General features: G+C 32.5%; 13 protein-coding genes. All 13 read right to left on the minus strand.

Annotated features, from left to right (window positions below; genetic code table 11):
• Positions 1–47: 47 nt before the first annotated feature.
• The 13 genes from HQN85_RS13350 to HQN85_RS13410 all read right to left on the minus strand — a co-directional run bounded on the left by HQN85_RS13350 (position 48) and on the right by HQN85_RS13410 (position 15,294).
• Entirely contained in the window at positions 48–1,967 is a 1,920-nt protein-coding gene (locus tag HQN85_RS13350) for a polysaccharide biosynthesis protein (protein WP_173273047.1), read from the minus strand.
• 69 nt (positions 1,968–2,036) lie between these two features.
• On the minus strand, positions 2,037–3,212 hold the full coding sequence (locus tag HQN85_RS13355) for a DegT/DnrJ/EryC1/StrS family aminotransferase (protein WP_173273049.1): 1,176 nt from the start codon (positions 3,210–3,212) through the stop codon (positions 2,037–2,039).
• Between the two features lie 280 nt (positions 3,213–3,492).
• Positions 3,493–4,098 carry an acetyltransferase gene (locus HQN85_RS13360; RefSeq protein ID WP_173273052.1) on the minus strand — a complete coding sequence of 202 codons (606 nt, stop codon included), beginning with the start codon at positions 4,096–4,098 and terminating at the stop codon, positions 3,493–3,495.
• Positions 4,098–4,700, minus strand: a complete 603-nt coding sequence (locus HQN85_RS13365; protein ID WP_173273054.1) for a sugar transferase — start codon at positions 4,698–4,700, stop codon at positions 4,098–4,100. The genes HQN85_RS13360 and HQN85_RS13365 overlap by 1 nt, the downstream gene beginning before the upstream one ends.
• Positions 4,690–5,862, minus strand: a complete 1,173-nt coding sequence (locus HQN85_RS13370; RefSeq protein ID WP_173273055.1) for a glycosyltransferase family 4 protein — start codon at positions 5,860–5,862, stop codon at positions 4,690–4,692. The genes HQN85_RS13365 and HQN85_RS13370 overlap by 11 nt, the downstream gene beginning before the upstream one ends.
• A gap of 10 nt (positions 5,863–5,872) precedes the next feature.
• Entirely contained in the window at positions 5,873–7,207 is a 1,335-nt protein-coding gene (locus HQN85_RS13375; protein WP_173273057.1) for a phenylacetate--CoA ligase family protein, read from the minus strand.
• Between the two features lie 17 nt (positions 7,208–7,224).
• Positions 7,225–8,475: an EpsG family protein gene (locus HQN85_RS13380; protein WP_173273059.1), complete on the minus strand. Its 1,251-nt coding sequence runs from the start codon at positions 8,473–8,475 to the stop codon at positions 7,225–7,227.
• Between the two features lie 23 nt (positions 8,476–8,498).
• Positions 8,499–9,794: a glycosyltransferase family protein gene (locus tag HQN85_RS13385; protein WP_173273061.1), complete on the minus strand. Its 1,296-nt coding sequence runs from the start codon at positions 9,792–9,794 to the stop codon at positions 8,499–8,501.
• Between the two features lie 25 nt (positions 9,795–9,819).
• Positions 9,820–10,863, minus strand: coding sequence for a non-hydrolyzing UDP-N-acetylglucosamine 2-epimerase (wecB, locus tag HQN85_RS13390; RefSeq protein WP_173273063.1), 1,044 nt, complete (start codon positions 10,861–10,863; stop codon positions 9,820–9,822).
• A 5-nt stretch (positions 10,864–10,868) separates the two neighbouring features.
• Entirely contained in the window at positions 10,869–11,993 is a 1,125-nt protein-coding gene (locus tag HQN85_RS13395) for a glycosyltransferase family 4 protein (protein ID WP_173273065.1), read from the minus strand.
• A gap of 57 nt (positions 11,994–12,050) precedes the next feature.
• Positions 12,051–12,497, minus strand: a complete 447-nt coding sequence (locus tag HQN85_RS15890) for an acyltransferase (RefSeq protein ID WP_216847289.1) — start codon at positions 12,495–12,497, stop codon at positions 12,051–12,053.
• A 123-nt stretch (positions 12,498–12,620) separates the two neighbouring features.
• Positions 12,621–14,036, minus strand: a complete 1,416-nt coding sequence (locus HQN85_RS13405; protein ID WP_173273067.1) for a lipopolysaccharide biosynthesis protein — start codon at positions 14,034–14,036, stop codon at positions 12,621–12,623.
• Positions 14,037–14,055: 19 nt separating this feature from the next.
• Positions 14,056–15,294, minus strand: a complete 1,239-nt coding sequence (locus HQN85_RS13410) for a polysaccharide pyruvyl transferase family protein (RefSeq protein ID WP_173273070.1) — start codon at positions 15,292–15,294, stop codon at positions 14,056–14,058.
• Between the last annotated feature and the right edge of the window lies 1 nt (position 15,295).

The following is a 15,295-nucleotide window of genomic DNA, read 5'->3' on the forward strand; positions in this document are numbered from 1 at the left end:
GTGCCCTATATGCAAGAATCTTGCCAATTTAGCTTAAAATAAAATCATTATAGTTTTTCGTACACCACATTTATACGCTTAAATTCAGGAACCATTTTTTTCATTTGCAATCCAAGTTGAATATTATTATTTGCAGTTGCATGTATCAATAATTCATAAACTTGTTGTTCTATCTCATTAAATACCATTGGCTTTGAATTAAGAACCCTAATTTTATTATGTGTAGTAGGAAGTGTACTTTCTGAATTAGGAAACAATTCTTCGTATAATTTCTCTCCCGGTCTTAATCCAGAATAGTGCATTTTGATGTCTTGATCAGGCACAAATCCCGCAATACGAATCATTTTCTTTGCGAGATCGAGAATTTTTACTGATTTGCCCATGTCAAATATAAAAACTTCACCTCCAGCACCAATAGTTCCTGCTTCTAAAATCAACTTACACGCTTCGTGGTTTGGTATAAAATGACGTGTCATTTCTGGATGTGTAATAGTAACTGGTCCACCCCTCTCAATTTGCTCTTTAAAACGAGGAATAATAGAACCATTCGAACCTAAAACATTTCCAAACCTAATTGTCGTAAATTTGGTTATTGGCCTAACTTTTAATTCATTAATAAAACTTAAGCCATTACTAAAAATATGATTGACACTATGCAAAGAGCTATTTAAGGATTGTACATAAAGCTCCGCAATCCGCTTAGAAGCACCCATTATGTTTGTTGGATTTACTGCTTTATCCGTAGAAATCATGATGAACCTTTGAACACCATGTTTTACTGCCTTATCTGCAAGTATCTTAGTGCCTAAAACGTTAGTTTTTATAGCTTCCGAAGCATTATCTTCCATTAAGGAAATATGCTTATATCCTGCAATATGGTAAATAATGTGAGGTTTGTAAGTGTCAAAAAGCTGCTCCATCCTGGCGGCATCTTTTATATCACCAATAAAAGCGTGAAAAGAACGACTTGTAGATAATTCTTCTAGTTCTAAGTAAATATGATGTAATGCCGTTTCATTTTGATCACATAAAATAAGTAGATCTGGTTCAAATTTTAACAATTGCCTTACTAGTTCGCTTCCTATAGAACCAGCAGCACCAGTAATCACAATTCTTTTTCCTTTTATTTGATCATTAATTGCATTGGCATTGACTTCAATAGTTGTTTGTTCCAACAAATCTTCAATTTGTACCTGTTGCAATTGTGCTAATGTAAGTTCTCCTTTTTCCCAAATTTCAGGTAACGGGATATTCAATATATTTACTTTATGCGTTAAACAAATATCAATAACTTTGTCCTTTTGCTCAGGACTAATGGAATGAACAGTGAAAATTAATTCGTCTACTTCGTGGTTAGTAATCAAGTAGGCTAATTTACTTGCATCCATAATTTGAATTCCATCTATGGTTTTACCGACCTTTCGCAAGTCATCGTCTATAAATCCAATGATGTTTTTGTTCAATTTTACATCATGATCAAATGTACGCTTAGTGGCTACACCAGCCTCACCTGCACCATAAATTAATACGCGAGTTTTATTAAGTTTAGCATTTTTAAGATACATGAAGAAGTATTTAATTAATACTCTATAAATAATCAAAAACAAAAAGCTAAAAAGTGCCTGAATAATAATGGTGGTGTTAATAATAAAGTTTTTCCATCCATATAAAACAAATATCGAGTGGACTAGAAATATGAGAAAAGAGCTAAATAAAACTGCAAAAAATATCCGGAATGAATCTTGAATACTAGTATATCGAACAATACCAGTAAATGTTCTTACACTAGAAAATACAATTACATTAACTACTGAATAAATTAAAATTGATTTATATAAGGCTAGTATATCAATCTCTTGAAAAATAAAATTATGCCGCACTATTTTTGCTAATAGTAATGCGATTAAACAAAGAAAGAAATCTATAGCAAAGATAACCCAGCGAGAAACTATCTCAAGTTTAAACATGAAAGAGGCGTTAGTTTAAGCTTAAAGTTAAGAATAATAAAATAAATTGTGTTGATTACTGTAATTTATCTAGCACTCATCATTCACTACAGTGAATTGGTCACTTTTTTTTGGGCGAGAAAGTGTTTTGGAAATATTGTCGATGACTCTTTGTAAATCTTCGGCACTTAAATTAGAACCTGAAGGTAAGCAAAGGCCTTTTTCAAATAATTGTGCTGAAATTCCATTACCATAAAAAGCTGAACCTTTAAAAACGGGTTGCATATGCATTGGTTTCCACAATGGTCTACTTTCTATATTGTCAATAGCTAGTTCAGCAGCAACCAATTCTCTAGTTACTCCGTTAGATTTTTCTGGATCAATTAATAAAGTGCTTAACCAACGATTACTATAATAACCTGCAGGCTCTTCCATTAGTGTGATCCCTTCAAATATGGATAGTGCCCTATTATACAATTGGAAATTATTTCTTCTTTGTTCTACACGCTCATCTAAAACTTCCATTTGTCCACGTCCTATCGCTGCACAAACACTACTCATTCTATAATTATAACCAATTTCATTATGTTCATAATGAGGCGTATTTTCTCTAGCTTGAGTAGCTAAAAATTTAGCTTTATGAATGTAATCTTCATTGTTAGATAATAGCGCCCCTCCACCAGAAGTAGTAATAATTTTATTTCCATTAAAAGAAAGCACTCCCATTAACCCAAAGCTCCCCATTGCTTTACCATTAATTGTAGAACCTAGTGCTTCTGCGGCATCTTCTATTACAGGGATCTCATATTCATTGGCAATAGCCATAATTTTTTCCATTTGCGCAGGCATGCCATACAAATGAACTGGAATAATTGCTTTAGGCTTTTTGCCTTTAGCCATGCGATCTTTTATAGCTTCAAGTAATAAATCTGGACACATATTCCAGGTGTCTTTTTCGCTATCTATAAATATAGGGTTAGCACCTAAATAAGCAATAGGATTTGCACTTGCAGAAAAGGTCATGCTTTGGCAAATCACTTCATCACCACGTTGCACACCCAGCATAATTAAGGCTAAGTGTAATGCGCCAGTTCCTGAACTTAAGGCTGCAGCATATTTGGTATCGGTATATCTAGCTAAATCATGTTCAAAAGCATTCACTTGAGGACCAAGAGGAGCTATCCAATTAGTTTCAAAAGCTTCATTGACATACTTTTGCTCGGAGCCACCCATGTGTGGCGAAGAAAGCCAGATTTTTGAACTCATTAAATGTTATTCAATATTAAAATAATTTATATATCGCAACAATTATCAACTAAACAGAAAAGTAACTTTTAATCGATGCCAATTAACGAATGTTAGTTACTGTATAATCACTAAATAAGCCTTATATATTACCAATACCTTAAATAATAGTACAGAATGTAAATTTACAGTTAATTTTTTAACTATTATAGTGGATTAAAGATTAAACCACTTATTTGTTACAAATTTGACAAAGTATTTATAAGGCTATAATCAAACAACTTCTAATTTATCGATTAATTTAGATAGGGTTATACTTAAGAATTCTCCCTGGATTACCTACAATTACTGCATAATCTGGAACATCTTTAATTACAACAGCACCAGCACCTACAATTGCCCATTTCCCAATTTTTACACCATGCTTAACGGATGCACCAATGCCAATATGTGTTCCTTCTCCAACATACACACCTCCACCTATACCCGCTTGTGGAGAAACATGAGCATAGTCGCCAATGTGACAGTCATGATCTACAGAGGCATTCGTATTAATAATAACGTGTTTTCCTATAGTTGTACCTACATTCACACTAGCATTCGCCATCACCACTGTGCCTACTCCAATACTTGCTAATGCTGAAATTGCACTTTTTGGATGAATAGCACTTCTGCAACCAACATTAAGTTCCTCTGCAATTTTTTTTCTAGTCAAGTTATTACCTATTGCAATAATAAAAGGATGGAGACCACTTGCTTTAAAGTCTTTTAAATTTCCACGAACTGGCTGATTTAATACAGCTTTAATCGTAGTGCTTTCGTCCCAAACACCTTCAATTGCTTGATTAGCTGCTATAAGAATATCTATAATTACTCTGGCTTGTCCGCCTGCTCCGATGATATGCATTAGTTTCCTTTAAATTTTTCCATTGTGAGCGAGGTAGCTGAAGAAATACCCTCTCTAATTAGAATTTTTTTTATGGTTAAACCTATTATTTTCAAATCTAGCCAAAAATTAACATGATCAACATACCAAACATCATATTCAAATTTTTGTTTCCAACTAATTGCATTTCTACCATTTACTTGTGCCCACCCAGTAATACCAGGTTTCACTTCATGTCTACGGTGCTGTTCATCAGAATAAAGAGCTAAATATTCTGGCAATAAAGGTCTCGGACCAATTAAGCTCATCTCACCTTTAATCACATTTAATAATTGTGGAATTTCATCTATAGATGTTTTTCTAACAAATTTACCAACTGCTGTTAAGCGAGCCTCATCTGGCAATAACATGCCATTCTTATCTCGTTGATCAGTCATGGTTTTAAACTTAAAAATTTTAAAGATTTTGCCATTCTTACCTGGCCGTAACTGAAAGAAAAGTGGATTACCCTTATTTACAAAAAACAACAAAATCGAAATAATTAAAAAAACTGGAAGTAACACCACAAAAGCCATGCTACTGAACACGAAATCAAAAAAACGCTTCACTATACTATATAACATCTTTTTGTTTTAAATGTATTTGATATTCTGCTAGAATTAAATCCCAAACTTTTTCTTGTTCATATCGATCTACTATCATGCTTCTAGCTTTCTCTGCCATATGTCGATAAAGATTCTGATCCAAATATAAGCGTTCCATTGCATTCCTTAATGCTTCACTCTCTTTAGTTGGAATAATTAAGCCATTTTCACCCTCTATTATAATTTCATTGCAGCCATTAATATTTGTTACAATGGCGGGTAAATCAAAACACCCCGCTTGCATGGGCACATTTGGAAACCCCTCTCTATAGCTCGGAAAAACCAATGCTTTACTGAGTGCCAAATAAGGCTTCACATCATTTTGATAACCTACTGTGATTATTGCTTTATTTGTATGAATAATCTCGAGGCATTTTAAAGACAATGGATCCAATTCTTTCTCTTCGGGCCCAACCAATAGTAATTTTAAATCAGGATATTTTACCGACAATTGATCAAAAGCCAAAACTAATTCCTCTATTCCTTTATCTTTCACTAAACGACCAACAAAAACAAAAACGAAATCTGTTTCCTTTAAGTTGTATAGAGAGGCTATCTGCTTACTTTCCTGCACAATTTTCTCCGTTCTTGTAAAAACATTGGTATCTATCCCATTACTACTTCCATTTCCAATTACTTTTAACTTATCGCTTTTAGCAAACTTTTGTTGAATAATAAACTCTTTTAAGTTACTTGAATTAGGGTAAACTTTAGTGGCACAGCTATAGGTAACTCGTTCTACAATTGCTAATATCTTTCTTTTAACGCCCGATGTTTCCATCAATGGTAAACCGGCTACGGTATGTAACCTAATAGGCACCTTTACAAACCAGCTCGCTAGCATGCCAAGCAAACCTGCTTTTGGTGTATGTGTATGAACAATTTGCGGTTTAAGTTTTCTAAATACTTTTATTAGCTGATATAAGGATTGTAAATCTGCAAATGGCGAGATGGTCCTTGTCATATTCACAGGAATAAACTCAGCTTGTTCACTATCAGAGAGTGCCGATTTACCTTCAAAATCTGAAGATATCATGGTTACTTTAAAACCATGTTCGCCCATAAACTTCATTTGTCCAGCAATCAGTTTTTGAAGAGAGAGTGGTACGGTAGTCAATCTAACTAATCTATGTTCATACATATTTAAGTTGCTATGCGAATAGTTTTACTGCGCTCAATTTTCCTCTATTTGACTTATCAAATTTTAAAATTCTCTTATACTCAAAAACAAAGCTCATATGTAATAAAGAGTTTATTCTATCTTCAAATTCCTTAAATTCAATGTTATTTACTTCTCTATCAGATATATATTCAACCTTTATTTTGTTAGTACGTTGCTTTAAGACTAATTGCGATTCCACAATTTCAGACGGCAAGTACTTTAGAACTAAAGAGAAACGACCAAATGCTTTGCCTTCTGGAGTAATAAATATTTCTTCTTGCCTCCCCTGAATTTCACTAACTCTAATTATATCATCTTCATTTGAAATTATAGTAGCATAATCTCCGATATCATATCGTATTAACGGCGTGAAGGAACTGCTAAAACTTGTAACTAACATTTTTCCAACCTCATTAATTTTAACCTGAGCAAAATTTTCATCAACACATTCAAAATAACCCACCCTGTTACAATTTAAATATCCCTCTCCAGTCGAAAACATATACACAGAACCTTCCGATGAGCCATAAAAATCGAAAACCTTAATACCAAAAAACTCTTCTAATTCTTGTCGGTGATGATCCAAGAGTTTTTCTGCAGTGGTAAGTATATTTTTAACATTTGGTAGTTTAAGGTTCTTTGCTTTGAATAACCTAACTAATGAAACAAGGGTGGATGGATATCCTTCTAATATTTCGATTTTGTAATCATTTAGGGCACGGAAATACTCCAATATTTTATCATCCGACAAATGATAAATCGAGAAAAGCATATGGCCATTAATAAAGTCACGCCTATAAACCTTTCCATTTCTTGCAAGATCAGCACCAGGAAATCTTGCCAATGGCCTTGAATAATTAATGCCGGCAATTTTAAGTGAAGTTAAAAACATAAGTGACCGCATCTTTAATTCAGAATTCTTTATTGCGCCAAAAATCGGAGTGCCTGTTGAACCACTTGTCTTAAAGCTGTAAGAATTAAATCTGTTGGCTTCCCTTGAAATAAAATCTTTGTTATGTTCTTTTAAGGTTCCTTTTTTTAGCACGGGAATTTTTTCCAGATCGTTAAGCGTTTTTATTGTTTGGTAATCTGCTCTATTCTTAATATAGTATGGAACATTATTTGTAGCATATTTAATCAAATTATTTATTCTTGTGAGAGTTAGGTCATCATTAAATGCATTTATATCTAACCCTTTAACAATCCCTTTTAAAGGTTTAAAGAGTGGGATCGCACCATATTTTTGATAATATTTATAGGTATTTATTAAAGTTAATGCTAAATTTTGTAGCCCTAATGGTAATCTTGAATATATCTTTCTCATGTGTTCTTAAAATGCCCTTATAGTACCTGAAAACTTAATCCTTCAATTATAATCCAAAAAAGGTTGCCATACCAAAACGTGTGGGATAAAATCAAAAAAGGCAACATGAAATTTATAAAAGCGATATGAAATGAAAACACTGGTATAGCCCATGTTAAAAGGTTTTTTATCTGTTTACCCCTATAAACAGCGTAAAATTTACCTAAAAGTAATATCATAAACATATGACCAATGTTTAGAAATCTTCCACCTGACGGAATTGAACTTGCTATAAAGGCGACTGTATAAAAAAACAAGATAAAATTAAATAATCTTATATATTCCGTTTTATTTCCTGTGGCAATTTTAAGCCAATATCGAATGAACAAAGCTGCTACAAAAACATAAATTTTGATTCCGTATCCAAAAGCCTTTTGTAAAGTTAAAAAAATTGATGACCCATTCCTACCTTCAACTAAATTACTCACTTCTAAGCTATTGACATATTTCATTCGAGCTCCAACAGCTCCAGAGAAAACATCTGCTTGGCTCAAAAATCCCAGATTTATCGTATTGGAACCAAGAACCCAGGATACTGCAAAGGCAAGAACAAAAGCGTAAAACAACCATGAATTAATCTTATCCTTATTGTTCAAGATACGCTCCAATAATTTATACAATAGCAAGACCGGAACCATCAATATAATACCATAGTGAAATAATGGTGTAATTAAGATTCCCAATACCCAAATCGTTTTTCTTTTGATAACGAATTGATAGGTTGAATAAAATAAGACTAAAGCCCCGGTATTAAATCTAAAACTATTTACGTTCGCCAACGAGATCATAGTAAAAAATATTAACCCTAACACCAACACATACTTATCCCATCTATTACCTCTTTCCCGAACAAAAATCAAAAGCGATAGATAGCTAAAGATCCCATACACTAAACTTGCAAAAGCATAAACTACTTTCGGGTTATTTGAAAATAAAGAAACAAAATAGAACAAAAGTAGCCTATACATATCCCTCAACTCACCGTTTCTATACAGCTGTACAATTGCATTATAATTAAGCGTATTGTCAAATCTGCTAAATGCCTCAGCATATCGGTGAGAGTCTGAAGAAGCATCCGAAAATGAAATGGCATATCCAAAAAGCATGGCAAAAGCAATATATATGAATGCGCTACTCTTAGAGCGTATGTTAAATAAAGAGGTGAAAAAACCAGCAACTGGTAATATAAACAGTAACGGCAACCCAAACCCTTTTATTTTTTTAAACATAATCTAAATCCGTTATTCTAATTTTAAATTTCATTAAATAATTTTCCAAACAGAACTCCTTGGTGTTCTCTATCAAATTCAGGAAAGGATTTATTTTTTAAACTTTCAGCTAATATCCCAGATTTATAATCATTAATAATCTGCTGGAAAGTTTCGACCGACTCTGTTAGATTGAAATTAGAGGTGTCAAAATTCCATCCCAAGTTATTTTCAGAAATAATCCTCGAAGGCTCGGACATAGCTGGGGCAAAGTTCACTATTGGCCTGCGGGCTCCAATATATTCAAAAAACTTAATAGGCACACCAGTATAATGGGTTGATTTATTCCCTACAATTAACCATAATAAATCTGCAGACACTAATTGTAAAAGTACCTCCTTCCTAGGAATATTACCTATGAAATTAATAGATGTACTAGATTTATACCTTTTGATCTCCTCCATTAATTCATTTTCGAAATTACCTGCTATCCGAATTTCAAGTTGCTCAACAGTTATTAACTCTCTAGCTATCAAATTATCTAATATTTCTAATAGAGGCTTAGGAGACCTTACCCCTCGGTAAAAGCTCCCAGCATAAAATAACGTTAGTTTTCTATTTTGTGTCCTAACAATATTTAAATGTTCAAAATCCGACAAGTCAAATCCATTATAAATAACGCCAAATTTATGATTAAACTTTGTATAATAATTTGAATAAATATGTTGCATGGCATAAGATATAAAAGAAACTTTATCAGATTCTTTTATAACCGATTGTTCCAGTTTTTTATTTATAATTTGTCTTATGCTCCTAGCATTTTCCGTTTTTTCTAATGCATGGAAATCTCTCATTTCACTTACCCAAAAAACATTTTTGTTTAGTGATTTTATAAATTTACCACTTAAATGATTTGAAAAAGCAGGGGAAGTTGTAAACACAACATCTGACTTATAAATTAGATCTGGATGTGCCAACAAGTATTTTCTAACCTTCGGATACCAAAAGATTGCTTTATCTGGAACAATCAAGGATGAAAATAAATCAAATAGAGATGATTTGATGCTATTTTTTAAACTTTTATTCCCACCCATTTTGCTCTTTCTAAGAGTGGATGCGCCACTGCCTACCAAACTATTGATCTTGATCAGCTTAACATCTGGTAATTCTGGATCGAAGCCTTCATTATAACCTAAAGAGCTATCTGCATTACCGCAAGTAATTACTGTAATATCAAATTCTTCCTTGTTAAGATACTTTGCTACAGTATAAGGTCGTTGTGCTGCAGGTGCATTTGATGGTGGATAGCTATATGAAATAATTAGTATCTTTTTTTTCATCTACTTATTCTCACTAACATTTAAATCATACATAACCAACTATTTTATTAACTATTTGAGTGGCTGCATTGCCATCACCATATAAATTACTATCCCAGTTTTCAATGCTCTTATCAATTGCATTTTGTATTAAAGTTAAATCATCAAAAACTAAAACGTTTCCTCCCAAAGTTACAGTTTCTATCCATTCCGTTTCAGTTCTAATCGTGATACAGTTTTTATTTAACCAATAGGCTTCTTTTTGCATTCCACCACTATCTGTAATCAAACCATCTGAAAATGTTAAATAGGTGAGATTGTGAAAATATGATTGCGGCTCGATAAAAGAAATATTAGAAAACTGATTTAGGTCTATGCTATACTTCTCCATCAAGTTTTTAGTTCTAGGATGAAGAGCCATGATTACTTTGCTAGATAAATCATTCAAATTTTCAAGAATGTATTTTAGCCTTTCTCTATCATCTGTATTGTAAGGTCTATGTAATGTAACATAATAATAAGATTCTTGAATTGGTCTTACACCTATAAGATCCTTCTCCTTTACATATTTAATTAAATCTTTCATGATATCACCAATCACATATACACCTTTTGTTATGCCTTCATTAGTTAAGTTAAGTTTTGCAGCTTCAGAAGGTGTAAATAGTAAATCTGAAATATGATCAGTTAGTATCCTATTTACTTCCTCGGGCATTTTTTTATTAAAGCTTCTTAAACCCGCCTCAATGTGAAATATTGGAATATGTAATTTTGACGCAACTAAAGCCCCTGCTAATGTTGAATTAGTGTCCCCGTAAACTACAATTCCATTTGGTTGCTCTAGCAATACAATTTTTTCTATTTCTACCATCATAGAGGCTGTCTGCTCTCCATGATTTCCGCTACCTGTACTTAAAGTATAATCTGGTTTTTTCATACCTAACTGGTCGAAAAATATTTCACTCATATTGGCATCGTAATGCTGTCCCGTATGAATAGTTTTCAATTCCAATCTTCCTTCACAGGCTTTCTCAAAAGGGAAATGCTTAATGAATTGTGGTCTTGCACCAATAATAGTTATGATTTTCATTTAAATTAATTAGATAATACTTTGTTATAAACGTCTTTTAATAACCTTACGATTGATTCACCAGAAAATCTATCATAACAGTCCTTTCTTATTTTCTCTTTATCATAAAAGCTCTTATGATGATATAATTTTAACAATCCTTCAACTAAAGCATTCTGATTATAATTTTCAATTAAAATTCCATTTGAATCATTTATAATATCTTGGGGGCCGCCAGACCTAGTACTCAAAACAGGCAAACCAGCTGCTAGAGCTTCAATTAATACAACTCCAAATGTTTCAAAATTACTATTAAGCACAAAAAAATCTGCTTTCCTCATGTGGTGCCGCACTTCATCTCTAGATAGGTTACCTAAAAAGACTACGTTTTCATCGATGTTAAGTTCTTTTGAATAATTAACTAATTCATCTTTTAAAGGACCATCACCTCCAATTAAAAGATGTGCATTTGATATTTCTTTACAAAAAATGGAAAAAGCTGTTAGTAAAGACTTTTGACCTTTTACGGGAGTTAAAAAACCAACGTTTAAAAAAGTTATATTCGATGAATTATTTCTTTCAATCGGTTTTAAAAAAAAACTGGCATCAACAATATTTGGAACCGTTATCCATCTTCCATTCTCAGGGAAAAGCTGAAACAAAGCTTCCGAAAAAAAATTACTGACAGCTATTTTAGCGACTACATTCTCTAACACCTTACGCATCAGTGCTTTTTTCCAAGTTTTATTAAATAAACCCCTTACAAATCCACTATTATGTTCAGTTAATATGGTTCTAATTTTTAATTTATAGGTTATAGCTGCATAACCCCCATAAAATGCTGAATGAGCATGAATAAGATCTGGAGTACCATTTTCTTCAATATAGGAATCGATCATTTTATGAAATGCTCTTTTACACAACAATGCGTTTCCGTATGGAATATTAGGTAACCATGAGCGAATTTCTTGAATGTATGTGGGAATGCCGTTATCTATGATATTGTAAACTGTTCCTTTATTAAATAATTTTTCTCCGATTTTTTTTATGGATTGTTGGTTAACCGCTACAATACCAACCTTTATTCCATTAGATTTCAATGCATAGGCTTGCTCTTGAAAAAAAGTGCCAGCCAGTGGTTTTGTTGGCATAGGATACCAAGAAGGAATTAAAAGGATGTGCATTGATTTACTTAAATATTAGAAATATTAATTATGAAAATTCGGTTTAATTAAGCCAGAGCCTTTTAGTTTCATATAAATCATATCATTGGCTTTTAATTTCTCATAATCACCTTCATTTCTATAACCAATTATCTTTGCAGGGTTCCCTCCCACAATAGCCATTTTTGGTATTGGTTTAGTAACTACACTTCCAGCTCCAACAACCACTCCGTCTTCTATGCTTACGCCTGGAAGAATTATTACTCCTCCACCGATCCATACGTTTTCTCCTATAGCAACTGCTTTTCTTTCATAGTTTTCATCGTAGGGAATAGACTTAGCACCTTTAAACTTATGATTTGCCGTGTATAACCTTAAGTCAGGGCCTATTATTGTACCTTTTTTAATAGTTACTCCGCCTAGAGCTTGGATAAATGCATTAGGGCCTATATAGACATAATCTCCAATCACTAAATTCTTCGGAAAAGACACATTAATATCTTTCCAAATTTTGGTCCCAATACCAACGCTCCCAAACGATTTAGTAATTTTTCCCAAAATTAATTTGTTACGATAGGTAATGAGAAACTTAAACAATGAAATCATAATAAAATTTTAAGACAATTTTTTATCTCTTTTTAAAAATTTATAACCAATAGCTATAAGAGGACGGTTGTATCTGAAAAATATAAATATAGAGATTCCCGTAAATACAATATTTACGTAGAGGATATTAAAAGATGTAAACCCTAAGCAAACAAGACCCCAAAGTGTCAGCAATATTAAGTTTCTGTTGTCAACATAAACTGGTGAAAAGGCATTTGTCTCTTTCTTTCTAACCATATATACTATTAAAAAACTCAAAAAAGTTCCTAGTGCGGGAGCATAAAGACCAATATACTTCATAAAAAGTACACTTACTAGAATATTGACCAGTCCTCCAATTATTGTTGTGGTAAATATACCTTTTGTTTTTTTAGCACGTTGGTAGGTTACCCCTATATATGCGGAAAAAGAAGAATACGCGACCCCTAAAAAAAGTAATGGAATATAATGCCACGAATCATAAAATTTAACACTCAGAAAGTATTTAACCAAATATTGGCATATGCAGATTAATATTGCTACGAACGTGAGTTCAAAAGTGATAAACTTATGGAAAGTTCTAGAAAAAAAACTATTTTTATCAGAGTAATCGCTTTCCTTAGTCGTTATTCCCTCATCCTGCCAAGCCATTAAAAAAATGGAGTTCACGAGAGCAATGATAGCTGGAAATCTGCTTGAAACACCATATATACCATTTGCCTCGGTATGTAACACGTATAAAATTATATATTTATCGGCAGCATTAATAAGCCACCAACTTATTGTATTAGGAATAAGCGGCCACGAATAGTGCAGCATCTTTTTAATATGGTGAATGCTAAGATTGCCTATAGAAAAAAATCTAAACACCTTTGTTGAAATAATAAGAAATCCTAATACAATTGCATTAGAAAATATCATTGCCAATAGCAAACTAATTAACTTTAGATCAAATAAAATCAAAAAACAGACATTAAAAACCAATACAAAAAATGCGCTGATAATGCCTGCAATTGAGTATAGTTTTTTCTTCCCTAAACCACGTGCTACCTGCTGAAAAAAAGGCACAAAGCTTGAGATAAACAAAATTATTGGAAAATATATTGTTAATTTAAAATCGATGAAGAAAGACAAAACAACATAAATGGTGCAATAAAAAATCGCACTTGTTAATATCACCGTAAATCCATTGGTAATGGCTATGGATTTCACTTCTTCATCATCACCAGCATCTAGTAACCACCTGTAGGAAGCTTCGGACAGTTGCATTGTAACAACTGGAACTAATAAACTAACGGAAGTTAAAATAATATCATATATCCCGAAATCACTTGTAGATAGATAATATGAGTATAAGGGAAGTAAAAGAAAGGTAAGAATTTTTGAGCCAAAATTACCTATGGCATAAATAAAAGTATTTTTTAGAAGTATATTTCCCTGACTCATAAAATTATTTTAATAGCTACTAGTTAATAATTTTTAATATTTTTTCAATGACTTCTTGATTTTTTCGTTCTAAATTAAGCTTCACTTCATCATTTAAAATATACTTATCTCTATTTCTAGAGTAATCTCTCAATAAATTTGGTAGGCTGTCAATATCTTCAATATCAATCACATTTCCTCCCAATCCTACAAGATCGAACACATCTTTAACTTTGGGCTGATAAGCAATACCCAAAACAGGCAGGTTAGCATCTAATCCAAGTATTCCCGCATGTAATCTTGTCACTATGCAGTACTTTACTTTAAGAAACATCTGTATAAGTCCATAACTACTAATTAACTTATCTTCATAAATTAACCTAGACTTATCTATACCCTTAGCCATCAGATGATTTATCACATCTATTGCCCCCAATCGATCAGTTGGATAATTACTATCAAAAAATAATATTTTACTCGTTGCATTTTTTGATAAAATCTCGGCATGTAAACTTTCAGATATTATATTAATGAAGTTATTATATTTAACTATATTCCTGTAAGGCCAATGTTCACCAAACACTGGTGCAACATTAACTGCTACAATATCTTCAACCATTTCATCAGTCTGTTTCAGATTATTTGGATATGAAAATGCAAAATCAGGATGTAGGTGACAATCAATTTTATATTTGTTTTTGATTAAGTCATATGTATTTTGATCCCTAACAAAATTAAATGACGATTTCTTTAACAATTGCTTGATTAAAAAGTTACCCAAGTTGGTTTTAATTGGAAATGCACCAACCCCAGCAATAACATATGGACATTTAAATTTCCTTGTGATTAAAAATGGCATGATTAGCCAAGAAGGGAAAAGATCCATCAACAAATTCCCACCACCAATGATTAGTAAATCTGCCTTGGTATCAAAGTTTGGTTTATATTTAAAATAGAATTTAAGAGAGTTTAAAGTCTGTAAAATACCAAGTGGTATGATTTTTTTCCATTTGCTTTTTCCCCTTGATGGGCTTTGCCTTACACTATTACTTGATGATTTCTCCTGAAAAGGAACAACATTTACGGAGGCAAACCAAGAAAACACCTTTAGTTCTTCTTTAATGGCTTCAACATCAAAGCAAATTACTTCAACGTATATTTTTTCAATAGAATTTTTGAAAAGTAAATCGATTATTGAAATCAGTATAGCCTTATCGCCAACACTTTGCTTATTGTAGCTTCCGAAAATAACAATTTTTCTAAATTCATCTGTGCTCATT

Origin of the sequence: Pedobacter boryungensis, from assembly GCF_013204825.1 — a bacterium.
In the GTDB taxonomy this organism is placed as follows: domain Bacteria; phylum Bacteroidota; class Bacteroidia; order Sphingobacteriales; family Sphingobacteriaceae; genus Pedobacter; species Pedobacter boryungensis.

Bases quoted from the DNA above. Each gene is read 5' to 3' on its own strand.
- HQN85_RS13350 (WP_173273047.1), bottom strand. From the start codon at position 1,967: ATGTTTAAACTTGAGATAGTTTCTCGCTGGGTTATCTTTGCTATAGAT.
- HQN85_RS13355 (WP_173273049.1), bottom strand. From the start codon at position 3,212: ATGAGTTCAAAAATCTGGCTTTCTTCGCCACACATGGGTGGCTCCGAG.
- HQN85_RS13360 (WP_173273052.1), bottom strand. From the start codon at position 4,098: ATGCATATCATCGGAGCAGGCGGACAAGCCAGAGTAATTATAGATATT.
- HQN85_RS13365 (WP_173273054.1), bottom strand. From the start codon at position 4,700: ATGTTATATAGTATAGTGAAGCGTTTTTTTGATTTCGTGTTCAGTAGC.
- HQN85_RS13370 (WP_173273055.1), bottom strand. From the start codon at position 5,862: ATGTATGAACATAGATTAGTTAGATTGACTACCGTACCACTCTCTCTT.
- HQN85_RS13375 (WP_173273057.1), bottom strand. From the start codon at position 7,207: ATGAGAAAGATATATTCAAGATTACCATTAGGGCTACAAAATTTAGCA.
- HQN85_RS13380 (WP_173273059.1), bottom strand. From the start codon at position 8,475: ATGTTTAAAAAAATAAAAGGGTTTGGGTTGCCGTTACTGTTTATATTA.
- HQN85_RS13385 (WP_173273061.1), bottom strand. From the start codon at position 9,794: ATGAAAAAAAAGATACTAATTATTTCATATAGCTATCCACCATCAAAT.
- wecB (WP_173273063.1), bottom strand. From the start codon at position 10,863: ATGAAAATCATAACTATTATTGGTGCAAGACCACAATTCATTAAGCAT.
- HQN85_RS13395 (WP_173273065.1), bottom strand. From the start codon at position 11,993: ATGCCAACAAAACCACTGGCTGGCACTTTTTTTCAAGAGCAAGCCTAT.
- HQN85_RS13405 (WP_173273067.1), bottom strand. From the start codon at position 14,036: ATGAGTCAGGGAAATATACTTCTAAAAAATACTTTTATTTATGCCATA.
- HQN85_RS13410 (WP_173273070.1), bottom strand. From the start codon at position 15,294: ATGAGCACAGATGAATTTAGAAAAATTGTTATTTTCGGAAGCTACAAT.